Annotated in this window: 22 protein-coding genes; 11 read left to right on the plus strand and 11 right to left on the minus strand. The window is 70.7% G+C overall.

Annotated features, from left to right (window positions below; all coding sequences use genetic code 11):
* Nucleotides 1-16: 16 nt before the first annotated feature.
* Nucleotides 17-874, minus strand: coding sequence for a hypothetical protein (locus ACIA6A_RS03025; RefSeq protein WP_396095707.1), 858 nt, complete (start codon nt 872-874; stop codon nt 17-19).
* A gap of 130 nt (nt 875-1,004) precedes the next feature.
* Complete coding sequence (locus ACIA6A_RS03030; RefSeq protein ID WP_396095708.1) at nt 1,005-1,301, minus strand: DUF4193 domain-containing protein; 297 nt, start codon at nt 1,299-1,301, stop codon at nt 1,005-1,007.
* 392 nt (nt 1,302-1,693) lie between these two features.
* On the opposite strand from ACIA6A_RS03030, the gene ACIA6A_RS03035 reads away from it, so the two are divergent.
* The gene (locus ACIA6A_RS03035) at nt 1,694-2,233 is read left to right on the plus strand and encodes a LytR C-terminal domain-containing protein (RefSeq protein ID WP_396095709.1); all 540 of its coding nucleotides are present in this window, start codon (nt 1,694-1,696) and stop codon (nt 2,231-2,233) included.
* 33 nt (nt 2,234-2,266) lie between these two features.
* On the opposite strand, the gene ACIA6A_RS03040 is transcribed toward ACIA6A_RS03035, so the two are convergent.
* A complete protein-coding gene (locus ACIA6A_RS03040; protein ID WP_396095710.1) occupies nt 2,267-3,073 on the minus strand; it encodes an inositol monophosphatase family protein in 807 nt (268 codons plus the stop codon).
* A gap of 254 nt (nt 3,074-3,327) precedes the next feature.
* Between ACIA6A_RS03040 and ACIA6A_RS03045 the strand changes: the two genes are divergently transcribed.
* Nucleotides 3,328-4,848, plus strand: coding sequence for an RNA polymerase sigma factor (locus ACIA6A_RS03045; RefSeq protein WP_396095711.1), 1,521 nt, complete (start codon nt 3,328-3,330; stop codon nt 4,846-4,848).
* Between the two features lie 349 nt (nt 4,849-5,197).
* Entirely contained in the window at nt 5,198-5,437 is a 240-nt protein-coding gene (locus ACIA6A_RS03050) for a hypothetical protein (protein WP_396095712.1), read from the plus strand.
* Nucleotides 5,438-6,214: 777 nt separating this feature from the next.
* Here ACIA6A_RS03050 and ACIA6A_RS03055 read toward each other — a convergent pair.
* The 3 genes from ACIA6A_RS03055 to ACIA6A_RS03065 all read right to left on the minus strand — a co-directional run bounded on the left by ACIA6A_RS03055 (nt 6,215) and on the right by ACIA6A_RS03065 (nt 8,896).
* A complete protein-coding gene (locus ACIA6A_RS03055; RefSeq protein WP_396095713.1) occupies nt 6,215-7,951 on the minus strand; it encodes a DEAD/DEAH box helicase in 1,737 nt (578 codons plus the stop codon).
* A gap of 95 nt (nt 7,952-8,046) precedes the next feature.
* Nucleotides 8,047-8,661, minus strand: coding sequence for a trimeric intracellular cation channel family protein (locus ACIA6A_RS03060; RefSeq protein ID WP_396095714.1), 615 nt, complete (start codon nt 8,659-8,661; stop codon nt 8,047-8,049).
* A 16-nt stretch (nt 8,662-8,677) separates the two neighbouring features.
* Nucleotides 8,678-8,896 carry a DUF3039 domain-containing protein gene (locus ACIA6A_RS03065; RefSeq protein WP_396095715.1) on the minus strand — a complete coding sequence of 73 codons (219 nt, stop codon included), beginning with the start codon at nt 8,894-8,896 and terminating at the stop codon, nt 8,678-8,680.
* 125 nt (nt 8,897-9,021) lie between these two features.
* Between ACIA6A_RS03065 and ACIA6A_RS03070 the strand changes: the two genes are divergently transcribed.
* Both ACIA6A_RS03070 and ACIA6A_RS03075 read left to right on the plus strand, forming a co-directional pair.
* On the plus strand, nt 9,022-10,014 hold the full coding sequence (locus ACIA6A_RS03070) for a pseudouridine-5'-phosphate glycosidase (RefSeq protein ID WP_396095716.1): 993 nt from the start codon (nt 9,022-9,024) through the stop codon (nt 10,012-10,014).
* A gap of 1 nt (nt 10,015) precedes the next feature.
* A complete protein-coding gene (locus ACIA6A_RS03075; protein ID WP_396095717.1) occupies nt 10,016-10,891 on the plus strand; it encodes a carbohydrate kinase family protein in 876 nt (291 codons plus the stop codon).
* A gap of 4 nt (nt 10,892-10,895) precedes the next feature.
* Here ACIA6A_RS03075 and ACIA6A_RS03080 read toward each other — a convergent pair whose 3' ends face one another.
* Nucleotides 10,896-11,252 (minus strand): DUF3099 domain-containing protein, encoded by a 357-nt coding sequence (locus ACIA6A_RS03080; protein ID WP_396096434.1) that lies wholly within the window; start codon nt 11,250-11,252, stop codon nt 10,896-10,898.
* A 74-nt stretch (nt 11,253-11,326) separates the two neighbouring features.
* Here ACIA6A_RS03080 and ACIA6A_RS03085 point away from each other — a divergent pair, with 74 nt between their 5' ends.
* Nucleotides 11,327-13,729: a putative bifunctional diguanylate cyclase/phosphodiesterase gene (locus ACIA6A_RS03085; protein ID WP_396095718.1), complete on the plus strand. Its 2,403-nt coding sequence runs from the start codon at nt 11,327-11,329 to the stop codon at nt 13,727-13,729.
* Here the strand turns inward: ACIA6A_RS03085 and ACIA6A_RS03090 are convergent.
* Nucleotides 13,683-14,261 carry an HhH-GPD-type base excision DNA repair protein gene (locus tag ACIA6A_RS03090; RefSeq protein ID WP_396095719.1) on the minus strand — a complete coding sequence of 193 codons (579 nt, stop codon included), beginning with the start codon at nt 14,259-14,261 and terminating at the stop codon, nt 13,683-13,685. The two genes, ACIA6A_RS03085 and ACIA6A_RS03090, sit on opposite strands and share 47 nt — an antisense overlap.
* Before the next feature lie 81 nt (nt 14,262-14,342).
* Here ACIA6A_RS03090 and ACIA6A_RS03095 point away from each other — a divergent pair, with 81 nt between their 5' ends.
* Genes ACIA6A_RS03095 through dtd form a run of 4 tightly spaced genes read left to right on the plus strand, consistent with a single transcriptional unit; the run spans nt 14,343 to nt 18,098 of the window.
* Nucleotides 14,343-16,733 carry a putative bifunctional diguanylate cyclase/phosphodiesterase gene (locus ACIA6A_RS03095; RefSeq protein WP_396095720.1) on the plus strand — a complete coding sequence of 797 codons (2,391 nt, stop codon included), beginning with the start codon at nt 14,343-14,345 and terminating at the stop codon, nt 16,731-16,733.
* Nucleotides 16,730-17,029, plus strand: coding sequence for a hypothetical protein (locus tag ACIA6A_RS03100; protein ID WP_396095721.1), 300 nt, complete (start codon nt 16,730-16,732; stop codon nt 17,027-17,029). The genes ACIA6A_RS03095 and ACIA6A_RS03100 overlap by 4 nt, the downstream gene beginning before the upstream one ends.
* A gap of 14 nt (nt 17,030-17,043) precedes the next feature.
* Nucleotides 17,044-17,679, plus strand: coding sequence for a phosphotransferase (locus ACIA6A_RS03105; RefSeq protein WP_396095722.1), 636 nt, complete (start codon nt 17,044-17,046; stop codon nt 17,677-17,679).
* Nucleotides 17,676-18,098: a D-aminoacyl-tRNA deacylase gene (gene dtd, locus ACIA6A_RS03110; protein WP_396095723.1), complete on the plus strand. Its 423-nt coding sequence runs from the start codon at nt 17,676-17,678 to the stop codon at nt 18,096-18,098. Before ACIA6A_RS03105 ends, dtd begins: the two co-directional genes overlap by 4 nt.
* A gap of 6 nt (nt 18,099-18,104) precedes the next feature.
* On the opposite strand, the gene ACIA6A_RS03115 is transcribed toward dtd, so the two are convergent.
* A complete protein-coding gene (locus ACIA6A_RS03115; protein WP_396095724.1) occupies nt 18,105-18,890 on the minus strand; it encodes a sporulation protein in 786 nt (261 codons plus the stop codon).
* 301 nt (nt 18,891-19,191) lie between these two features.
* Between ACIA6A_RS03115 and sigB the strand changes: the two genes are divergently transcribed.
* Nucleotides 19,192-20,148, plus strand: coding sequence for an RNA polymerase sigma factor SigB (sigB, locus tag ACIA6A_RS03120; RefSeq protein WP_396096435.1), 957 nt, complete (start codon nt 19,192-19,194; stop codon nt 20,146-20,148).
* Between the two features lie 57 nt (nt 20,149-20,205).
* On the opposite strand, the gene ACIA6A_RS03125 is transcribed toward sigB, so the two are convergent.
* A complete protein-coding gene (locus tag ACIA6A_RS03125; RefSeq protein ID WP_396095725.1) occupies nt 20,206-20,997 on the minus strand; it encodes a sulfite exporter TauE/SafE family protein in 792 nt (263 codons plus the stop codon).
* A gap of 128 nt (nt 20,998-21,125) precedes the next feature.
* The gene (locus ACIA6A_RS03130; protein WP_396095726.1) at nt 21,126-23,669 is read right to left on the minus strand and encodes a GNAT family N-acetyltransferase; all 2,544 of its coding nucleotides are present in this window, start codon (nt 23,667-23,669) and stop codon (nt 21,126-21,128) included.
* Nucleotides 23,670-23,674 lie beyond the last annotated feature (5 nt).

The following is a 23,674-nucleotide window of genomic DNA, read 5'->3' on the forward strand; positions in this document are numbered from 1 at the left end:
CGCAGGCGATTTGTCGCTACTTGCGGCCGATGGAAGGACGCTTCTTGCGCAGGTCCTTGATCAGGTTCTCGCCGAGGGACCGGGTCGCGCGGCGGTTGAGGTAGCTCGCCACGGCCGCGCCGGTCAGCATCGGTCCCAGCGTGGTCAGATTGCGCCCGAACCGGCGCAGGAGCGTGCTCTGCAGCTCCTTGCGGGCGGCCGTGCCCAGGACCGAGGCGACCCCGACACCGGGCACCAGCGGATTGACCCCTCGCTGCCCGGACCAGGCCTGCACCAGCGACATGGCCTTCTGCCCGGCGGTGCCCTCGACCGGCCGGCCGTACACCTCGTGCAGTTCTCCGATGAGCTTGATCTCCACCGAGACCACCGCGACCGTCTCCGCGGCCAGCAGCACCGGCGCGGAGAGCAGGGTCGGCGTCGCGACCCATTCGAGCGAGGCGACCCCGCCACCGGCGGCACCGATCCCGGCCGTCGCCCGGGCCGCGTTGCGGACCAGTCGTTCGGCCAGCTCGTCGTCGTCGAGGCCGGGGAAGTGGCGGCGCAGCGTCTCGGCGTCGCGCACCGGCACGTGCGGGGCGACGTCGGATACCGCGTCGGCCATCCAGCGCATCGCGGCCCGGGGCCGGAACAGCTGGCCCAGCCCACGCGCGCGGACCTCACCCACGAGGCGGGCCAGCAGGCGGCGCCGTTTGTCGGGGGCAAGGTCGTCCGCGGTCAGCTCGGCCACGGTCGCGCCCAGTTCGGCGTCCGTGACCTGCTCCCGCGTACGGACCAGTTCCTTGCTCTGTTCGTGCTCGTCCGAAGCCCGGTCGACCTCGATCAGCTCAGGCCCCGGCTCTGCGGTCGGTACCGAGTTCTCGTCTGGGCGGCTCATGATGGTCGACCTCCCGTTTGTCTGCCGTCGGTGGAACCACATACCCACAAAAGCAGATGGGCACACAGCTCACCCGGCGCCCGGCCGCACGGTGACGGCCGGGTTACGGCAACTGCTGCGGGTGCGCCGGTCAGGCACACTCGCGGCAGATCAGATCCCCGTTGCGTTCCGCGGCCAGCTGGCTGCGGTGATGCACGAGGAAACAGCGAGCACAGCGGAACTCATCGGTCTGCATGGGCAGGACCTTGACGGTGAGTTCCTCGTCGGCCAGATCGGCGCCGGGGAGCTCGAAGCTCTCCGCGACCTCGACCTCGTCGACATCCACTGCGCCCGATTGCGAATCGGCGCGGCGGGCCTTGAGTTCCTCGAGGCTGTCCTCGCCGAGGTCGACCTCATCGCGACGCGGAGCGTCGTAGTCGGTGGCCATCGGATTTCACTCTCCTGTATCGATGTGTCACTTGGCGTAAGTAACGCCCGCGACGGCGTTTCGGTTCCCGGTCTGACGGACTTTTCTCCCCTGGCCCGGTCTACAGGGAACACCATTCCGCCGAGGCGCCCCCACCCCCTCGTGAAACTGCCTCGGCAGACGCGGCACGTTACCCCCCTCGGATCAGGGTTGTACGCCCGCGGGCAGCCAATTGTTCCCGATGTGACTGAGGCGACATCAAAGTAGGGGCACAAGGCCGTGGATCATCGTCGGCGCGCCGGAGTCTTTCCCTGTTTCCGCGTGCGTCCCGGCCAGACGCTAACCTCACCCGAGACCGCGTCCGTCGCTGGGACGGCGCCTTGCCGACCTGAACACCCGGGAGAGCCTGCCCCATGAGCTTCGCGCGCGTCCGAGCCCTCGTGGTCGTCGGTGTCCTCGCTGTCGCCGCTGTGGTCTTCGTCGTGGTCGCGCTGGTCCGCGATACCCAGGGCGGCGATGTGGCCGGTGGCGGCTGCCCGGACGGCTCGGTGACCGCCGACGTGACCCTGCCCGACGATCCCCAGCAGGTCACGATCAAGGTCCTCAACGGAACCGACCAGCCCGGCCTGGCTGACAACGTGACCAACGAGTTCAAGAACCGCCGCTTCAAGACCCAGAAGCCCGCCGAGGACAACAAGAAGGTCGACGGCGTCGCGGTCATGCGGTACGGCCCCGAGGCGGTTGGCTCGGCCTGGCTGCTGCGGGCCTACTTCCTGAACCAGGCCGACCCGCAGTACAACGCCAAGCGCAAGGGCGCGGTGGTCGACATCGTGATCGGCAGCCAGTTCCAGCAGCTCGCCACGACCACCGAGGTCAACCAGTCGCTGGTGGAGCTCGGCGAGCCGGTGGTCCCCCCGGGCGCCTGCCTCGCTCCGGCCAAGAAGGACGCCTGAGCCCGGCCGACCGATTTTGCGCCTGGTGCGTTTTTAAGCGCCGCCGGCGGCGTCGAGTTTGACGAGCGCGTCGTGCAGGGCCGGGAAGAGGGCCTGAGGCGCCGCTACGAGCATCTCCCCGCCGGCGGGTGCACCGTCCAGCCCGGACACCCGCAGACCCGCCTCCGTGGCGATCAGGCCGCCCGCGGCATGGTCCCAGGGATTGAGGCCCTTCTCGTAGTACGCGTCCACACTCCCCTCCGCCGCCATGCAGAGGTCCAGTGAGGCCGCCCCGAACCGGCGGATGTCGCGCACCTGAGGCAACAATCCGGCGACAACCACGCCCTGATGTGCCCGGCGGGCCGCGTCGTAGCCGAAACCCGTCGCCACCAGCGCCTGGTCCAGGGTGGTCCGGGCGGAGCCGCTGAGCCGCCGGTCACCACGCCACGCGCCGCCGCCCCGGGTCGCCGTCCACTCGTCGCCGGTCACCGGGTTGTGCACCACGCCGGCGACCACGACACCGTCGACCTCCGCGGCCAGCGAGACGGCGTACTGCGGGAGCCCGTACAGATAATTGACCGTGCCGTCGATGGGATCCAGGATCCAGCGGACGCCACCGGTACGGGCCTCGGTGCTGGCGCCGTACTCCTCGCCCAGGACGGCGTCGTCCGGCCGCTCGGCCCGCAGCGCCTCGACCACCTGGCGCTCGACCGCCTTGTCCGCGGCCGTGACCACGTCGGTGTCGGTGCTCTTGGTCTCGACCTCCGTGATCGCACCGGTCCGCATGCGCCGGGCGGTCAGGGCCGCCTCCCGCGCGATCCGCACCGCGAGCGCCAGCAAGTCCCCGGGATTCTCAGCCACTACACACCGCCCTTTCAGCGGCTACCATTCTTCCGCCCGGCGCCCGAAGTGAGGTCGGCGACCCCCTGCGGCGCGCTGCGGCGGGAGGATCTCGCCGCACGGCGCTACAATTCATCCCTGCCCGCGCTTCACGGACGACCGCCCGCAAGCCAGTCCGCGTCCCGGGGGCTCCCACACCACACCGGCCAGCCTCGTTTCGCCCTGTGCTGCGCTGGGCCCATGGCCGTGTTTCATCGCCCTCCGGAAGGTCATTCGTGACAGAAGCCCACCAGACCGGTGCCGACGTTCGCTCTCTCACCGAGGCCCTGATCGCCCACGCGCAGGGTGCGGGTGGGCAGGTCACGTCGGCGCAGGTCGTGCAGACGGTCGAGGCCGCCGAGGTGACTCCGGCCCAGGCCAAGAAGATCCTGCGCGCGCTCGTCGACGCGGGCGTGACTGTCGTCGTCGACGGTTCGGCCAGCACCACCCGCCGCCGGGTGTCCGCTGCCCGTGCCGCCACCCCGGCCTCCAAGGCCACCACCGCCAAGGCGACCCGCGCCCCGGCGAAGAAGGCCGCCCCCGCCGCACCGCGGCCCCCGGCCGACGGCGTCGCCAAGAAGGCACCCGCCAAGAAGGCCGCCGGCCCGGCCAAGAAGGCGACCGGCCCCGCGAAGGCCGGCAAGCCCGGCGAGGACGGCGAGATCTCCCCCGAGGAACTCGCTGCCACGGTCGAGGACGTCGTGGTGGAGGAGCCGGCCGCCATGGTCCAGGCCGCCGCCACCGACGCCGCCAGCTCGGCCACCGACGGCGACTTCGAGTGGGACGACGAGGAGTCGGAGGCGCTCAAGCAGGCACGCCGCGACGCCGAGCTCACCGCCTCGGCCGACTCGGTCCGCGCCTACCTCAAGCAGATCGGCAAGGTCCCCCTCCTCAACGCGGAGCAGGAGGTCGAGCTCGCCAAGCGGATCGAGGCCGGCCTCTACGCCGCCGAGCGTCTGCGCGCCATCGAGGAGGGCGAGGAGAAGCTCGAGCGCAACTTCGAGCGGGACCTCAAGTGGATCACCCGCGACGGCGAGCGCGCCAAGAACCACCTGCTCGAGGCCAACCTGCGCCTCGTGGTGTCACTGGCCAAGCGCTACACCGGCCGTGGCATGGCGTTCCTGGACCTCATCCAGGAAGGCAACCTCGGCCTCATCCGCGCGGTGGAGAAGTTCGACTACACCAAGGGCTACAAGTTCTCCACGTACGCCACCTGGTGGATCCGCCAGGCCATCACCCGCGCCATGGCCGACCAGGCCCGCACCATCCGCATCCCGGTGCACATGGTCGAGGTCATCAACAAGCTCGGCCGCATCCAGCGTGAGCTGCTCCAGGACCTGGGCCGCGAGCCCACCCCGGAGGAGCTCGCCAAGGAGATGGACATCACCCCGGAGAAGGTGCTGGAGATCCAGCAGTACGCCCGGGAGCCCATCTCGCTCGACCAGACCATCGGTGACGAGGGCGACAGCCAGCTCGGCGACTTCATCGAGGACAGCGAAGCGGTCGTGGCCGTCGACGCGGTCTCGTTCTCGCTGCTCCAGGACCAGCTCCAGCAGGTCCTGCAGACGCTCTCCGAGCGCGAAGCCGGCGTGGTCCGGCTCCGCTTCGGCCTCACCGACGGTCAGCCCCGCACGCTGGACGAGATCGGCCAGGTCTACGGCGTGACCCGCGAGCGGATCCGCCAGATCGAGTCGAAGACGATGTCCAAGCTGCGGCACCCGTCGCGCTCCCAGGTCCTGCGCGACTACCTGGACTGACGCACCACACCGCGCGGAGGGGATCGCACATCCCTTTCGCGCGGTTCTGTGTCCGGCCCCCGGCACGGCCTAGGCACGTACACCTTGATCAATACTGGATACCAAGCCCCGCCGTCAACTATGCGTGCCCTTTTGGTCACTAGCCGTACATCCTTGAGTGGTGACCAGACCGTTGTGCAGAAGTGATCGTTGACGTGGCACTCTTGGGGCACGGCAGACTAGCCGGACCACGTGTGACTTGGGTCCCCCTGGGGCACCGTGGGAAGGCTGCAACGGCCAAGGGTGTTGCACGATGGGTGAACGGTAGCCGAGGAACATGTTCATCGGTGACGACCAGAGGAGGAAGGCGATGACCCCGACTCTCACGCCGCCGGCGGGAAGCGTGGCCGGAACAGCAGCCGATGAACGGTGCGACCGCTGCAATGCAGCCGGGAAGCTCCGTCTGACCCTGGCTGGTGGAAGTGAGCTGGTGTTCTGCGGACACCACGCCAACAGGTACGCCGAAGACCTCGTGAAGATCGCGGTGCAATACAAGGCCGAGCCAGAATTCACGTGGCGAGGCGCGGACATGATGTCCAACTCCAACTAACCCCCGAACAGGCATCAAAGGGCGTCCCGGTGTGGGGACGCCCTTTTCCTGTGCCTGAATTTCCCTCGATTCCGGTGCAAAAACCTCGGTCGAGGATGGTACGGGTGAGCTGAACGTGCTGCTCGACCCGGTGATCCTGAACGGAACCTGCGTAAATGTTCCGTAGGTTCTGTTTGCGTGGATGCCGCCACCATGACCGCCGTTGGGCGGCCGGGGTTGCGCCCACCAGTACCAGCCGAAGGAAACTCGGCGGGCAGGCCAGCACAGTGGTGTGGGCGGGCCAGCAGCGTGAGCTGGCACGGCATATGGACCGGTGCGGGCAGCGTGTTGACGTGCGGACGGCAGTCGTGCAACAGGTCTGCGCGCAATCTGGGGCATTCGGCGGACTGAGGAAAGCGTGGGCTCAGCCCGCACGGCGACCATGCTCGGTGTAGCGACAGGTAGAAATAGCACAATCATCGCGAATCCGTCACGGAGTATGCCAGCAGGTCGACAGAGCCCACGAACTGAGCTGGTACGGGCGGGAAACAGCGCGCATGGAGCGAGAGGCTGAGCTGGCACGGAACAGCACGCACGGAGGGCCACGGCTAAGCCAGCACGGACGAGGCCAACGCGACGAGACCGACGCGGACGGATCGGCACGGGCTGAGCGTCCGCAGGCTGAGTCAGGGCGCAGGCTGGACCAACACAGCGCGAGCTGAGGACCTCACGGACGGGCCACGCGGGCTGACGCCCTCCAGGCTGAGCCTCTCCAGGGTGAGGGCGCGCGAGCTGGGGCTACATGGTCTGGATGGTGGCGATGCGTTCTTCGAGTTGTTCGATGGTGGCCTGGGCCGAGGGCGGCCCACCACAGAGGCGGCGGAGTTCGGCGTGGATTTTGCCGTGCGGGAGGTTGGTTCGGTGGTGGTGGGATGCGACCAGGGTGTTGAGTTGCCGGCGCAGGGCCACCCGGCGTTCGCCCGCGCTCAGGATGACCGGCTCGCGGGGGGTCGGGACCGTGTCCTTGGTTGCCGCCGCCGTGGCCTGGGTTGCTCGTTTCTGGGCCGCGATCTGGTCCGACTGGCGTTTGGTGAGCAGCGCCGCCACCTGGTCCGGGCTGAGCAGACCGGGCAATCCTAGGTATTCCTCCTCCTCGGGGGAGCCGGTGCGGGCTCCCGTACCGAAGGATGCTCCGTCGTAGATGACCTGGTCGAGTTCGGCCGTCGCGGAGAGGGCCTCGAAGTGCTTCTCGAGCTCTCCCTCGGCGTTCTCCGCCTTCTGGGCCCGTTCCAGGAGCTCGTCGTCCAGGCCGTCGGGGTCCTTGGGGGCGCCGAGGATGTGGTCGCGCTGGGCTTCCATCTCACTGGCCAGACCCAGCAGGTGCGGGACGCTGGGTACGAAGACCGTGGCCGTCTCGCCGGGGACGCGGGCTCGCACGAAGCGGCCGATCGCCTGGGCGAAGTACAGGGGGGTCGAGGCGCTCGTGGCATAGACGCCGACCGCGAGCCGGGGGATGTCCACGCCTTCGGACACCATCCGGACCGCGACCATCCAGCGCTGCTCGGAGAGGGCGAATTCGGCGATGCGGGCCGAGGCGCCCTGGTCGTCGGAGAGGACGATCACGGCTTTTTCGCCGGTGATGGTGTCGAGGAGTTTGGCGTAGGCGCGGGCGGTCTGCTGGTCGCTGGCGATGACCAGGCCGCCGGCGTCGACCATGCCGTGGGAGCGCAGGCGGGAGAGGCGGGCGTCGGCGGCTCGCAGGACCTGGGGCATCCAGTCGCCGCGGTGGTCGAGGGCCGTGCGCCAGGCCTGGGCGACGAGGTCCTTGGTCATGGGTTCACCGAGGCGGGCCGCGAGTTCGTCGCCGGCGCTGGTGCGCCAGCGGGTCTCGCCGGAGTAGGCGAGGAAAATCACCGGGCGGACGACCCGGTCGTGCAGGGCGTCGCTGTAGCCGTAGACCGAGTCGGAGCGGGAGCGCTGCAGGCCGTCCTGGCCGCGTTCGTACTCGACGAACGGGATGGGGTTGTCGTCGGAGCGGAACGGGGTGCCGGTCAGCATCAGGCGGCGTTCGGCCTCGTCGAAGGCCTGCTTGACGCCGTCGCCCCAGGTGCGGGAGTCGCCGGCGTGGTGGATCTCGTCGAGGATGACCATGGTGGGGCGGGTCATGGTGCGCCGGCGGTGGACCGCCGGGGCCATGCCGACCTGGGCGTACGTGATGACGGCGCCGTGGAAGTCGCGGGAGCTGTGCACGTCGGCGTTCTTGAACGCGGGGTCGAGCTGGATACCGACCCGGGCGGCCGCGGACGCCCACTGGGTCTTCAGGTGCTCGGTGGGGCAGACCACGGTGACGGCTTCGACGGTGCCGTCGTTGAGCAGCTCGGCGGCGATGCGCAGGGCGAAGGTCGTCTTGCCCGCGCCGGGGGTGGCCACCGCCATGAAATCGGGGGACCGTTTGCGCAGGTATTTGACCAGGGCCTTGCGCTGCCAGTCTCGCAGCGACGGGAAGGTTTCCAGGTTCGGCAACGACGGGCTCAAGCTGCGACGATCCCCTCAGTGAACAACAAGAAAGCCCCTGCGAACGAGCCGCAGAGGCAACCCCGATCATAGCCGCGAGCGGCCGTCACCCGGGGCTACGGCACGGCTACCGGAGCCGACCAGCGGCGGTGCAGCGCCACGAGGCGTACCCCGGTGATGCCCGCCGCCGCGGCGGCCAGGGTGACCACGTCGGCGACGTTGAACCAGCTCAGCACCGTAACCGCGACCGCGCCGCCGAGTGCCACGATCGCGTAGATGTCACGCCGCAGGACCGCGGGGATCTCCGCGGTGAGCAGGTCGCGGGCCAGGCCACCACCGATCGCCGTGAGCATTCCCACGAGACAGGCCCCCACCGGGGGGACGCCGGCCGCGAGGGCTTTGAGCGTGCCGGTGACCGTGAACAGGCCCAGACCGGCGGCGTCGAGCGTCAGGACCGTGCGGCGGAGCCGGTTGAGCTGCGGGTGCAGCCAGAACACGGCGAGCGAGGCCGCCACGGCCGTGATCGCGTAGCGCCAGTCGGCAAACGCCAGCGGCGGCACCGCGCCGATCACGAGATCGCGCATGATGCCGCCGCCGAGCGCCGCGACGAAGCCGACGAACGCGACGCCGAACAGGTCGAGCCGCTTGGCGACCGCCGCCCCGGCGCCGGACGCCGCGAAGACCGCGACGCCGATCAGGTCCGCGACGAGCAGACTGTAGCTTCCCGTCACAGAACGTTTCTCCTGATCAGTGCTGCATGGCCTCGTAGATTTCCTTGCACGCCGGACACACCGGCGAGCCGGGCTTCGGCGTCTTGGTCACCGGGAACTTGTCCCCGCACAGGGCCACCACGTAGGTGCCCATGACCGCGCTCTCCGCGATCTTCTCCTTGCGCACGTAGTGGAACATCTCAGGCCCGGTGTCGGCGTCCTGGGTCTCCGGGCGCTCGAGGATCTGCGTGGTCACGGCATCTGCCTCTCGTAAGTGAAGAAGTCTCTGGAGTGCCGCCGCGTGCCCCCCGGCTGAGCGGCAGAACCTCCAACCAGCAAGTCTGACACCTCACGCCGGGTCGGTCCAACGACAACGGGCCGATGAAGGGCCGTACCGTTGCGATCGTGACCGATTCCACGCGGCAGTTGGGCCGCTTCAGCATCCGTTACGGCGAGCACGTGGCACGGGCCCGCCGAGACGGTCGTCCGGTGGTGGCGCTGGAGAGCACCATCATCTCGCACGGCCTGCCCCACCCGGACAACCTGCGGGTCGCCCGGGAGATCGAGCAGACCGTCCGCGACAACGGCGCCGTGCCCGCCACGATCGGCATGATCGGCGGCGAGCTCGTCGTCGGCCTGGAGGACCACCAGATCGAGCACCTGGCGTCCGCTGAGGGTGTGGCGAAGCTCTCCGTGCGCGACCTGGCCATCGCGGCCGCCACCGGCGCCGACGGGGCCACCACGGTCGCCGCGACCAGTGCCGTCGCCGCGGCCGCCGGGATCGGGGTGTTCGCGACCGGTGGGCTGGGCGGGGTGCACCGGGAGGCGAATGCCACGTTCGACGAGTCCGCGGACCTGACCGCCCTCGCCCGTACCCCCATCGTCGTGGTCTGTGCCGGGGTGAAGTCGATCCTCGACGTCGGCGCGACCCTGGAGCGGCTGGAGACGCTGGGCGTGGCCGTCGCGGGCTACGGCACCCACCGCTTCCCCGGGTTCTTCATCACCGACGGCGGCTTCGACGTCGACTGGCAGCTCGACTCCCCCGAGCAGATCGCCGCGGTCATGGCGGCCCGGGCCGACCACGGTGCCGGCGCGGGTGCGCTGGTGCTGGGCAACCCGCTGCCCACCGACGAGCAGCTCGACCCGGCGCTGCACGACCACACCCTGGCCGAGGGCCTGTCGTTGCTGGCCAGGCACGGGGTGACCGGCAAGGCGGTCACGCCGTTCCTGCTGTCGCACTTCCACAGCAGCACGGACGGCAAGAGCCTGGAGGTCAACGTCCGGATCATCCTGCGCAACGCGGCGCTCGCGGCGCGGATCGCGGCGGCGGCCACCCCGGCGCACGCCGCGCTCGGCTTCAGCCTGCCCGGCTGAGATGGCTGTCATCGTCGTCGGTGACCTGGTCACCGACGTTCTCGTGGTCCGGTCCAGCCCGCTGGCGGCCGGGTCGGACACCGAGGCGACGGTCCGGATCGGCGGGGGTGGCCAGGCGGCGAACACCGCCGCCTGGCTGGCCCACGCCGGTTCGGAGGTGACGCTGATCGCGGCGGTGGGGGACGATCCCGCCGGCCGCGAGCGGGTGGCGGAGCTCACCGAGCAGGGCGTGCGGTGTGCCGTGCGGCACCACGCGGGGGCGGCGACCGGCAGCATCGTGGTGCTGACGAACGCCGACGAACGCACGATGATCACCGATCGGGGTGCGGCGCTGCTGCTCGACCCGCAGGACGTGCGGGCCGCGGTGCAGGCCGCCCCGGACGCCGTACACCTGCATCTTTCCGGTTATGCCCTGCTGCACGCGGGGTCACGGCCGGGTGGGCTGGCCGCACTCGAGGCGGCCCGGGAGCGGGGTCTGACGACCAGCGTCGACGCGGCCTCGGCGGCCCCCTTGCGGGAGGTGGGCGAGTTCCTCGATCTGGTACGCGGCATCGACCTGCTGTTCTGCAACGCCGACGAAGCGGACGTCCTGGCCGGGCCGGGCGATCCGGGCGACCAGTCACGCCGGCTGAGCGCGTTCGCCGGCACCGTGGTCGTCAAACGCGGCGCGCACGGGTCGGTCTGGGGCTCCCGGGACGGGACGGCACACACGTCGGCCGCGGTCCGCGTACCGTCGCTCGATCCGACCGGTGCGGGTGACGCGTTCGCCGCGGGCCTGCTCACCGCGTGGTTGGGCGGCGCCGGGCCGGGAGCCGCGCTCGAAGCCGGTGCCGCACTCGGCGCGGCGGCCGTACAGCGGATCGGTGCCCGTCCTTAGACCTTCAGGGCTCGACGTCGATGGTCCGGTGCTTGATCTCCTCGTCGCTGCGCTGCTCCAGCACGGTCGGGGTGTGCTGCTGGGGCTGCGGGGCGGCGGGGTTGGCCCGGCTCTTCGGCGGGCGGTCGTTGGCGATCATGACCGCGAGCCAGGGCAGGATGACCATGCCGGCGACGCAGAGGATCAACCAGAGCGGTAACAGCGGGGGCTGGACGCTGATCAGGATCGCGCCGAGGATCAGGCAGAGCGATCGGATGCCCATCATGGTGACGTAGCGGATCTGGCGGCTACGGAGCTGATCTTCCTGGCTGCGGGCGGCGTTCGTGATCAGGACTGGCCGCTCCGGCTGCTTCTTCACAATCCTCATCCTTGCACCGCACTCGGCATGCTGACCAATATCGACGCAGCGCCCCTTAAGCTTCAGCGGACCGTCCCGTGACCGATCATCAGGATGTGCCGTCGATGACCGTGATCCTCAAACGGCGGCGCTGGGCGGGCATCGCACTCGTCCTCGCCGTCGCGCTGATCGGCGGCATCACCACGACGTTCGCCACCCGCAACGCCCGGCAGGCCGAGCAGCGCTACGCGGCCCAGCTCATGGACCGTTACACGACCGATCTGAGCCGGGCCATCACCACCGAGATCCAGCGGTACGGCGACACGCTCGCCGACGTGGCGACCGCGCTGGGCGCGCAGAGCGATCTGACCTCGGGCGACTTCTCGTGGATCACCACCCGGGTGAGCAACCGGCGGCTGCCCGGTGCGTCCTCGCTGGCGTTCGTGGTCTCCGTGCCGGACGACGGCGTGGGTTCGCTGCAGGACTACTGGCGGGGCAAGGGTGCCACCGGTCTCGACCTGGTGCCGGTGGGCACCGGGATCGAGCACAAGTTCGTGATCTTCAGCCGTTCGTTCGGCGGCCGGGCGATCGACCCCGGCCGGGACCTGACCTCGCTGCCCGAACCGGCGGAGGCCCTGAACGACGCCCGCACCCTGGGCGGACTCGCGGTGAGCCGGTCGTTCGTCCTGATCGCCGACCGCGATCTGCCCATCACCGAGCAGCAGCAGTCGTTCGTCCTGGCCGTCCCGGTGTACTTCCAGGGCGGCACGTTCCGCGGCTGGCTCACCATGGGTGTGCACGGCCGGGACCTGCTCGAACAGACGCTGCTCACCCAGGCCCACGGCGCGGTCGCGGCCACCCTGTCGGACCCGTCCAGCTCCTCCGGGCGCGTCGTCGCCGAGGTCGGCGACGCCGATCGGGGGGCGCCGGCCCGGCTGGACCGCCGGACCACCATCGGGGCCGGGCTGCACACCTGGCAGTTACGGGTACGCCCGACCGGCAAGCTGCTGCAGGAGACCGACCGGGGCATCGTGGGATCCACGTTCGTGGTCGCCGTCCTGATCACGGTGCTGGCCATGGCGCTGGTCGGCCTGCTCGCCTTCGCCCGGAACCGGGCGATGAGCAAGGTCGACGCCGCCACCGCCGCGCTGCGCGAGGACATCGAACGCCGGCAGGAGATCGAGGACCGGCTGCGGCAGCGGGAGCAGGAGCTGCAGCGGATGGCCCTGGAGGACCCGCTCACCGGGCTCGCCAACCGGGCCGGCCTCGACGCCCGGCTGGCCGCGGTGGCCGGGGCCCGGACCGACATCGCGCTGCTGCTCATCGACCTCGACGACTTCAAGCTGGTCAACGACGCGTACGGGCACGCGGCCGGCGACATCGTGCTGACCCGGTTCGCGGAGATCCTCGGCGGCACGGTCCGCGACAGCGACGTGGCCGCGCGGATCGGCGGGGACGAGTTCGTGGTGCTGCTCACCGACGTGCCGGACGCCGAGCTGGCCACCACGACCGCCCAGCGCATCCTGGCCGCCGCGGGCGGCACACCGGTGCGGCTGGGCGACGACCTCGTCGCGATCCGCGCGAGCATCGGCGTCACCACCGCCCGCGAGCAGGACTCCCCGAAGGAGCTGATGCGCCGCGCCGACATCGCGATGTACGAGGCCAAACACCTCGGCACCCACGGCGTACGGGTGCACGACCCGTCGATGTCCGATCAGCGGGCCGCCGACGCCCAGCTCGGTGAGGATCTGGCGCACGCCGTCGAGCAGGGCGAGCTGACGGTGCTCTACCAGCCGCTGGTGGACCTCGCCGACGGCCGGCCGCTCGGGGTGGAGGCGCTGGTCCGCTGGGAACACCCGTACCTCGGCATGGTCTCCCCCACCCGGTTCATCCCGATCGCCGAACGCACCGGCGTGATCGGTGCCATCGGCCTCGCCGTCCTCGAGGAGGCCTGCCGCCAGGTGGTCGCGTGGGGCGACGAGCTGTACGCCAGCGTCAACCTGTCACCGCGGCAGCTGCGCGAGCCGACCCTGGTCCGGGACGTCCTGACGGTGCTCGGCCGCACCGGCCTCGCCCCGGCCCGGCTGGTCCTGGAGATCACCGAATCGGCCCTGGTCGACGACGTGGAGGCGATCGCGATGCTGGCCGCGTTCCGCAGTCACGGCATCCGCATCGCCATCGACGATTTCGGCACCGGGTACTCCTCGCTGCACTACCTGACCCGGCTCCCGGTCGACATCCTCAAGATCGACCGCAGCTTCGTGGCGGAGCTCAACGGCACCCCCGAGGGCGCCGGCATCACCGAGGCCATCCTGCGCCTCAGTCACGCCCTGCACCTGACCACGGTGGCCGAGGGCATCGAGACCACGGCGCAGGCCGCCGAGCTGCAACTGCTCGGCTGCGGCATCGGCCAGGGCTACCTGTTCGCGAAGCCGCTGCCGGCCGACGAGGCGCTCACCGTGCTGGCGCACTCCTCGCCGCCGCCTTCATCTCCTTCTTGAACGCCCGCACCTTGCCCAGCGACTCGGCGTCGACGATGTCGGCGACCGACCGGTGCGAACCTTCCTCCCCGTACGCCCCGGCGGCCGAGCGCCACCCGGCCGGCTGGACGCCGTACCGCTTACCGAGCAGCGCGGCGAAGATCTGCGACTTCTGCTTCCCGAATCCGGGCAACGCGGCGATCCGCTTGACCAGTTCCTTGCCGTCGGCGGCGTCCTGCCACAGACGTACGGCCTCGCCCTCGTAGCTGCCGACCAGCACCCGGCACACCTCCTGCACCCGGGCGGCCATCGCCTTCGGGAACCGGTGCAGAGCCGGCGGCTGAGCGAAGATCGCCACCAGCGCCTCCGGATCGAACCCGGCCAGCTCCTCGGCGGTCGGCGCGTGCCCGAGCCGCTGCGCCAGCACGTACGGCGAACTGAACGCCTTCTCCAGGGGGATCTGCTGGTCGAGCACCATGCCGATCAGCAGGGCCAGCGGGTCCCGGTCGAGGAGCTCGTTCGCCTCGGGTGCGATCGGCAGCGAAAACGTCATGCCTCATTTTGCAATGCCTGAGGTGCGCGGGTGCGGTGAGTACGGCCGGAAATCGTCAGGTCGCCGGGGTGGATACCGATCGTGCTGGTTGTGACGGAGGCCTCGGTTCGGCGGCGGCGATGGTTCGGGTTGGCCCTCGTGCTGCTCGTGCTGCTCTCCGGGGCCGGTGGGACCGCGCTCGCCACGATCATGGTGCACCGGTCGGAGAGCCACAACGCCGATCGGGCGATGGACGACTACACCACGCTGGTGTGCCGGGCGGTCCTCGACGAGGTGCAGCATTACAGCGACGCGCTGGCGGACCTCGCCGGCGGGATCAACGCGCAGAACGACATGGACCGCAACGCCTTCACCACGATCACCGCGGGGCTCAGCGGGGTACGACTGCCGGGCGCCAGCTATGTGGCGTTCATGGTGCCGGCCACCACCGCCGAGGTGCCCGCCGTGCAGCGCTACTGGCGGGCCCGGGGCGCCGACGGTCTGGTGCTGGATCCTGCCGCGGGGGTCGACGAGCACAGCTTCGTCGTCTTCAGCCGGGCCTTCGACGGCGTGCCAGGCCGGGACGGCACCGACATGACCAACGCCGCGGAGCCGATGGAGGCTCTCACGAGCGCCCGGCAGACCGGGACGATGACGGTCAGCAAGGCGTACATCCTGCTCAAGGACCGCAGTCTGCCGCAGGCTCAGCAGCAGATGTCGTTCGCGATCACGCTGCCGGTCTACGGCAAGGGTCTCGACGGCCGCAAGGGCGACCTGCGCGGCTGGGTCGTCATGGGTGTGCACCTGACCGACTTCCTGCACGAGAGCATCGCCGAGCAGACCGAGCAGGCGGTGAGCGTCGACCTGTTCGAGCACGTGTCCGGCACCGACCTGTCGATCGTCAAGGTCGGCGTCCCGGACACCACGTCCAGCCTGGTCCGGCAGCGCACCGTGTTCGTCAGCAACCGCGAGTGGCGCCTCACGATCCGGCCCACCGTGGGGCTGCTCAGCGCCTCGGAACGGCGGATGGACACCATCGCGGCCGGCGGTGGCGCCCTGGTCACCCTGCTGGTCACGGCACTGGTCACGGTCCTGGTCACCGCGCGCAACCGGGCACTGACGCAGGTCGAGCACGCCACCGCCGCGCTGCGCGGGGACATCCGGCGCCGGCAGGAGGTCGAGCGGCAGCTGCGGGAGCGCGAGGACGAGCTGGAACGTCTCGCCCTGCACGATCCGCTCACCGGCCTGGCCAACCGCACCGCGCTGGACGTCCGCCTCGGCACCGAGCTGCGCGGCGACAAGCGGATCGGCCTGCTCCTGATCGACCTCAACGGCTTCAAACCGATCAACGATGTGTACGGGCACGACGCCGGTGACCTGGTCCTCACCGAGTTCAGCCGGCTCCTGCTCGACTCGGTGCGCACCGAGGACGTGGTGGCCCGCATCGGTGGCGACGAGTTCGTGGTGCTGCTCGCCGACGTACCGGACGAGTCGCACGCCCTCACCGTGGCGCAGCGCATCCTCACCGCGGCCGCGGGCAACCCGGTGCGGATCGGCGAGGACACCCTGCCGATCCGGGCCAGCATCGGCGTGACCGCCGTCCGGCCCGGCGACACCGCCAAGGAGTTGCAGCGCCGCGCCGACGTGGCGATGTACCACGCGAAGCGCACCGGCTCGCACAATCTGGCGGTGCACGACCCATCGATGATCGACCGCCGGTCCGCGGACGCCGCACTGGGTGACGACGTGTCGGTGGCGCTGGAGCGGGGCGAACTGCACGTCGTGTACCAGCCCATCGTCGACCTCGACAACGGCCGGCCGGTCGCCGCCGAGACGCTGCTGCGCTGGCGGCACCCCAGGCACGGCAACGTGCCGCCGGACCGCTTCATCGCGCTGGCCGAGCGCAACGGCTCCATCAACGCGATCGGGTTGTGGGTGCTCGACCAGGCCTGCCGGCAAGCGCGGGAGTGGGACGTGCGCTACGTGAGCGTCAACATGTCGCCGCGGCAGCTGCAGGAACCGACGATCGTGCACGACGTCCTCGCCGTGCTGCGGCGCACCGGCCTGGACCCGTCGAAACTGGTGCTCGAGGTGACCGAGTCGGTCATCGTCGACGAGACGGCCGGCATCCCGGCGCTGCGCGAGCTGCGGTCGTACGGCATCCGCATCGCCATCGACGATTTCGGCACCGGGTATTCCTCGCTGCACTACCTGACCCGGATGCCGGTGGACATCCTCAAGATCGACCGTAGTTTCGTGAACGAGCTGAACGGCACCCCGGAGGGCGCCGCGGTCACCGAGGCGGTGCTGCGGCTCAGCCAGGCGCTGCACCTCACCACGATCGCCGAGGGCATCGAGACCCCGGCCCAGGCCAAGGAACTGCGCGAGCTGGGTTGCGACACCGGCCAGGGCTATCTGTACGCACCCCCGCGCCCGGCCGCCGAGCTCGAAGGGTTTGCCACCGTGCTCGACGGGCATCCAGTCCGGCCATGAGCGACATCAAGGACTTCAGCAACGGTGACTACGGCGACGGCGTGCTGGACGAGCCCACCGTCCCCCGCCCCGAGAAGGGTGACGAGGAGGCCGGCCTGTCGAGCACGTACGCGGCCGGCACCGACCCGGAGCAGCTCGTCAACGGCGGACCGCCCCCGGCGCAGGGCGGCATCATGACCACGACCGGTGGCACCGCCGGGCCGAACAGCTTCCGTCCGCACGCGCGCCACGGCAAGGGCATCGCGCCGACCACCACCGGCGACGCGGGCACCGGCTCCATGGAACCGAACGACTGACGTATCTTGGGCCGATGACCGGTCCGCTGCTGGCCTCCGGCCGGGAGGCCGACGTCTATGCGCTCGACGAGCGCCGGGTGCTGCGCCGCTACCGGCGCGAGGCCGACGTGCGCGGCGAGGCGGACGCGATGCGTTACCTCGCCGGCCTCGGCTACCCGGTGCCCGAGGTCTTCGACGCCGCCGGGCCCGACCTGATCATGGAACGCCTCGACGGGCCGACCCTGGCCGCCGCCGGCCTCTCCCCCACCGAGGTCGCGGAGCTGCTGGCCGACCTGCACCGGCGGCTGCACGAGCTGCCGCCGTGGCCCGGCACCCCGGCCGGGAGCAGCATCCTGCACCTGGATCTGCACCCGGACAACGTGCTGCTGACCGCGCGCGGGCCGGTGGTGATCGACTGGTGCAACGTGCGGCCCGGTGACCCGGACCTCGACACCGCGCTCACCGCCCTGATCCTCGCCGAGGTGTCGCTCTGGCATCACCCGGTGGCCGCGCTGGCCGCCGCGGTGGCGCCCGCCTTCCTGGCCGCCGCGCCCGGTGACCCCCGCCGGATGCTCGACGGGGCGGTGGCTCTGCGCCGCCGCCAGGTGGACACCCTGACTCCCGGCGAGATCGGCAACCTAGTGATCGCGGCGGAGCTGGTACGCCGGTGAGAGCACTGGTGCAGACCGTCAGCCGGGCGAGCGTCACAGTCGGCGAGGACGTGGTCGGCAGGATCGACGCCGGGCTGCTGGTGTTCGTCGGCGTCACGCACACCGACACCGAGGCGATCGCGCAGACGCTGGCCCGCAAGGTCCACGACATGCGCATCCTGGACGGGGAGCTCTCCGCTGCCGACGCGGGTGCGCCGCTGCTGGTGGTCAGTCAATTCACGCTGTACGGCGACGCGCGCAAGGGCCGGCGCCCGACCTGGTCCGCCGCCGCCCCCGCCGAGCGGGCCGAACCGCTCGTCACCGCGTTCGTGACGGCGTTGCGCGAACGGGGCGCGACGGTCGAGACCGGCCGGTTCCGGACCCACATGCTCGTCGAGAGCGTGAACGAGGGCCCGCGAACCGTCCTGCTGGACCTCTAGAAGCCTCTAGAAGAAGCCGCGGCGCTGAGCGGACTGCTGCAGCCAGTTGTTGAGCTGTGCGGTCCAGTCGACCTGGTCGACGGTGGTGTAGTCGACGTCGAAACGGCCGAACGCGTCGTGGCCCTCGGTGAACAGCCCGCCGCGCTTGTCGATTTCCAGCACCACCTGGAGCTGGTGCGGCGTCGGGAGGAACGTCACCTCGAGCTGACTGATGCCGCTCGCGTACTGCGACGGCGGGTGGAACTCGATCTCCTGGTAGAACGGCAGCTGCTGCTGCACGCCATACACCCGGCCGCGCTCCACGTCGGCCCGGCTGAACCGGAAACCCAGCCGCAGGAAGGCGTCGAGGATGCGCTCCTGGGCCGGCAGCGGATGCACGTTCACCGCGTCCAGGTCACCCTTGTCGACCGCGCGGGCCACTTCGAGTTCGGTACGCAGCCCCATCGTCATGCCGTGCAGATGCTGCCCGTACACCTCGGTGATCGGGGTTTCCCACGGCACGTCGAAGCGGAAGGGGACGTCGTAGCGGGCCCCCGCGTCGAGCTTGAAGGAACCGGTCAATCGCTGCCGGTGGAATTCCTGGTCGGTGTTGTACTCGCCGTCGCCGCTCTCGACCTCGACCCGGGTCAGCAGCCCGACCGCGACATATTCGACATCGACGGGGTGCTCGCCGCCGATGACGTGCACCTGCCCCTCCAGGTATCCCCCCGGACGGCAGTTCGGGTTCGCGAGCACGGTCTCGACCGACGGACCGCCCACACCCATTGCCTGCATCAACCGCTTGAAGACCACCGGACCTCCTCGTCACCTGTCTCATTCGCAGATTACCGGGCTCGAACAAGGTAAACGGAATAGCAATGAGTCGGAAATGTCCCTCGGATTCGGGCGCCCAGGCCTCAGGGTTCTCCCTGATTCATGCCACGTGGACGGCTGCCTCACCTCCGCTTAACGTCCCCCGGTCCAAACTTTGATCACCGGCGCGGAATACCGCTGGGGGAACGCACGACTTGGTGAACGCGGGGGAGGGGACTGAAAGGTGGTCCTGGAGATGAAGGCGAAAGAGTCCACGACGGTTACGGCCGTCGAGAACATCATGGCTGACGGTGTCGAGCCCCAGGCCGACCTGGACGCCACCGACGAGCGCGGCGTCTCCGCGGACCTGGTCCGCGCGTACCTCAACGGCATCGGCCGGACCAAGCTCCTGACCGCGGTCGAGGAGGTGCAGCTCTCCAAGCGGATCGAGGCGGGCCTCTACGCCGAGGAGAAGCTCCCCGGGGCCGGCGACGACCTCGCTCCCCTGCTCCACATCATCATGGCCGAGGGCCGGGCCGCGAAGAACCACCTGCTCGAGGCCAACCTGCGCCTGGTGGTCAGCATCGCGAAGCGCTACACGGGTCGTGGCATGGCGTTCCTGGACCTCATCCAGGAAGGCAACCTCGGTCTGATCCGCGCAGTGGAGAAGTTCGACTACACCAAGGGCTACAAGTTCTCCACGTACGCCACCTGGTGGATCCGCCAGGCCATCACCCGCGCCATGGCCGACCAGGCCCGCACCATCCGCATCCCGGTGCACATGGTCGAGCAGGTCAACCGCATGGTCCGGGCCCGCCGTGACCTCGCCACCAGCCTCGGCCGCGAGCCGAACGTGGCCGAGATCGCCGTCGCGATGGGCGTGCCCGAGTTCCAGATCATCGAGCTCATCTCCTACGACCGCGAGCCGGTCAGCCTCGACCAGGCGGTCGGCGAGGACGGCGAGAGCGCCCTCGGTGACTTCGTCGCGGCGGTCGGCCCCGACGTCGACCCGGGTGCCAGCGCCGGCCGGGGCGAGCTGCGCAACGAGGTCGAGATCGTGCTCGCGACGCTGTCCGAGCGCGAGTCCGCGGTCATCCGCCTCCGCTTCGGCCTGGACGACGGCCGCCAGCGCACCCTCGACGAGGTCGGCCGCGAGTTCGGCCTGAGCCGCGAGCGCATCCGCCAGATCGAGAAGGTGACGATGTCCAAGCTGCGCGACCCGCAGCGGACCTCCCGCCTGGAGGCGTACGCCAGCTGACGTTCCCGACCACGAAGGCCGGCCCCTTTCCCGGGCCGGCCTTCGCCGTGTCGCCCCTCAACGAGCTTGGGGCTGAAGACCTTGGATCAGGTAGAGCGCGGCGAGGGCGGTGGCGAGAGCTCCGAGGAGTAGTCGCAGCGCCCGTTCCGGCAGATGGGGTTGGAGCCGGGCTCCGAGGTAGCCGCCGATGAGTCCGCCGGCTCCGCAGAGCAGGCCGAGGGTCCAGTGCGGGGCTATGTCGCCGCCGGTGGTGAGCGCCAGGACGCCGTAGGTCCCGGCTCCGGCCAGAGACGTCACGAACGTGGCGGCGAGGGCGGCGGGGGCGATCCGGCTCATCGGTGTGCCGCGCCCGGCGAGGATCGGGCCGAGAAGGGAACCGCCGCCGATGCCGTAGATGCCGCCGACGGCGCCGGTGACGAGGCTGAGGCCGACAGTGGTGCGCCGCGACAGCGACGGCCGGTCAGGCGTTGCTGGGCGCAGGGCTCGACCGGTGAGCCAGAGGCCGAGCGGGAACAGCACTGCGGCCGCCACGAGGCGGAACACCTGCGGGCCGGGGACAGCGAAGACCCGGATGATCGCGCCGAGGATGACCCCGGGGACGGTGCCGGCGATCAGGAGCCGGGTGAGTGGCCCGTTGAGCTGGCCGTTGCGGCGGTAGCGCGCCAGAGCGCCGGGGGCGGCTACGACGTTGAACAACAGGTTGGTGGGCGTGACGGCTGGGCTGGGGACATGCAGGATGCTGAGCTGGACCGGGAGCAGGAACACGGCGCCGGATACCCCGGCGGGTGAGGTGACCACGGAGATCAGCAGCCCGGCGAGAAAGCCGGTGAGGCCCGTCTGCCAGGTCATCGATCACAGTCCGGCGCCGCGCTGATCATGATTGCCACAGTAGCGAGCAAATGTTGCGCCACATCTGCTCGTACTCACCCGCCGACCATGCTCGGGTGGCCTCCTCCGCCACCGATCGGCGCGGGGCATCAGGCGCTGCGCAGGCGGCGGGGGCCGGAGTCGAGGCGGGCGCCGGGGGTGCCGGTCTCCACCGAGGCGTGCAGGATCGCGTAGCCGTCGGGGCGGGCAAGGACCGGGTTCAGCGACAGGGCCCGGATCCGGGGGTGTTCGTCGGCCAGGCGGCCCACCCGCAGGAGGAGGTCGATCAGGGCTTCGCGGTCGACCGGTTCGGAGCCTCGGTAGCCGTGCAGCAGGGGCGCCGCGCGGGGTTCGTCGACCAGGGCCGCGGCCGCCCGGTCGGTGAGCGGGGCTGCCCGCCAGGCCCGGTCGCCGAGGAGTTCGCTGGCCACGCCGCCCAGGCCGAAGCCGACGACCGGGCCGAAGGCCGGGTCCTCGACCACGTCGACGGTGCAGGCGACGCCGGGGGCGACCATGGACTGGACCAGGACGTGCGGGCCGAACGACGCCGCCAGGTCGCGGTAGGCGGCCCGGACCGCGTCCTCGCCGCCGAGGGCCAGCCGGACCGCGCCGAGGTCGATGCGGTGCCGCAGCGCTCCCCCGGCGGCTTTCAGCGCGACCGGGTAACCCAGCGTGTCGGCGGCGGCCACGGCTTCCTCGACCGAGGTGGCCGAGGTCGAGGGTTCGACCCGGATGCCGTACGCGGCGAGCAGGTCGGCCGGTGGGCTGTCGGCGGCGGCGTCCGGGTCCACGCCCGACAGCTCCGGCATCACACCGGGGGGCCGGCGCAACCATTCGGCGTAGGTGGCGACCCGGCCGAGGGCCCGGACCGCCTCCTCGACCGACGGGTAGGACGGCACCGTGGACGGCAGGTCGCCGAGCAGGAACATCGCGACGGTCGGTTTCTCACCGGCCAGCGCGACACTGCTCAGCGCCACCGCGAAGTCGGCGTCCTCGTCGGGGAGCTGGCCCGGCAGCGGGGGCGCGAACACCACCACGAGGGCGTCCACCCGGTCGTCGACCGCGGCGTCGGCCAGCGCGTCCGCCAGGTCGTGGGCGCCGGCCTGAGGGCTGATGTCGTGCGGGTATCCCTCCGCGACGGTGAGGCCGTTGGCACGGCAGGCGGCCACCGCCAGGCCGGACAGCGCCGAGGAGTTGCCGACCACCGCGACCCGGCGGCCGGCGGGCAGTGGCTGGTGGGCGAGCAGGACACCGACGTCGAAGAGCTCCGCGACCGTGTCGACCCGGATGACGCCGGAGCGGGCGAAGAGCGCGGTGACCGCCCTGGTGTCGGGCCCGGGGAGGTCGCCGGCGAGCCCGGGCGGACGGGTGGCGGAGGCGACCGCGACGACCGGTTTGACCCGGCTCATCCGCCGGGCGAGCCGGGCGAACTTGCGGGGGTTGCCGAACGTCTCCAAGTAGAGCAGGACGGCGTCGGTGCCGGGATCGTCCTGCCAGTACTGCAGGAGGTCGTTGCCGGAGACGTCCGCGCGGTTGCCGGCCGACACGAAGCTGGACAGCCCCAGGCCCCGCCGCTCGGCCTGGGCCAGCAGCGCCACCCCGAGCGCGCCGGACTGGCTGAAGAACCCCACCCGGCCGGCGGCGGGCAGCCGTGGCGCGAGCGTGGCGTTCAGGCGTACCGAAGGGTCGGTGTTGGCCACTCCCAGACAGTTGGGGCCCACCACCCGCATGCCCGCCGCGTGGGCCGCGTCGATCAGCTCCCGCTGGGCGAGCACGCCTTGCGCGCCGGCTTCCGCGAAGCCGGCCGAGACGACGACCAGGCTGCTCGCACCGGCTTCGTCGGCGTCGGCCACCGCGGAGGCAACCCCTTCGGGGGGTACGGCGATGAGCGCGACATCAACCGCGGCACCGGCGTCGGCCGCCCGGCGGAAGGCGACGAGCCCCGCCACCCGCTCGGCGCTGCGGTGCACGGGGACGATCGTGCCGGGGTATCCGCCGTCGCGCAGATGAGCCAGCAGCGCGGCACCGATGCCCTGGCCGCTGGCGCTCGCGCCGTACACGGCAATGCCTCGTGGATGCAGCATGCGCGCGATCGACCTGGCCTCGGTGCGCTGCTCGCGGGTCTCCTGCACCTCGCGGGACTTCTCGGTCGGGGCGATCGGGAAGCTGAGGTGCACCACGCCGTCGGCGTATTTGCGCTGCACCTGGTAGCCGATGTCGCTGAAGACCCGCAGCATCCCGCTGTTCTGCGGGAGCACCTCCGCCACGAACTGCTGGATGCCCTGCTCGCGGGCGGCGTCGGCGAGGTGTTCGAGCAGCACCGGGCCGATGCCGCGGCCCTGGTGGGCGTCCTCGACCACGAACGCCACCTCGGCCTCCGGCGATCCGGGGCCGAGCCGTTCGTAGCGCCCGACGGCGCGGATCCGCCGCCCGGAGACGATGACGAACGCCTCCCGGTCGCGGTGGTCGACGTTGACGAAGCGTTCGAGGTCGCGTTCCGGGATGCGGGGATAGGGCGAGAAATAGCGCAGATAGCGGGTACGGTCGCTCATCCGCGAGTGGAAATCGACGATGCCGGCCGCGTCGTCGGGCCGGATCCGGCGCAGATGCACGGCGCTGCCGTCGGAGAGGAGAACGTCCGCTTCCCGGTCCATGGTCG

Origin of the sequence: Actinoplanes sp. NPDC051494 (assembly GCF_044454705.1) — a bacterium.
GTDB lineage: Bacteria > Actinomycetota > Actinomycetes > Mycobacteriales > Micromonosporaceae > Actinoplanes.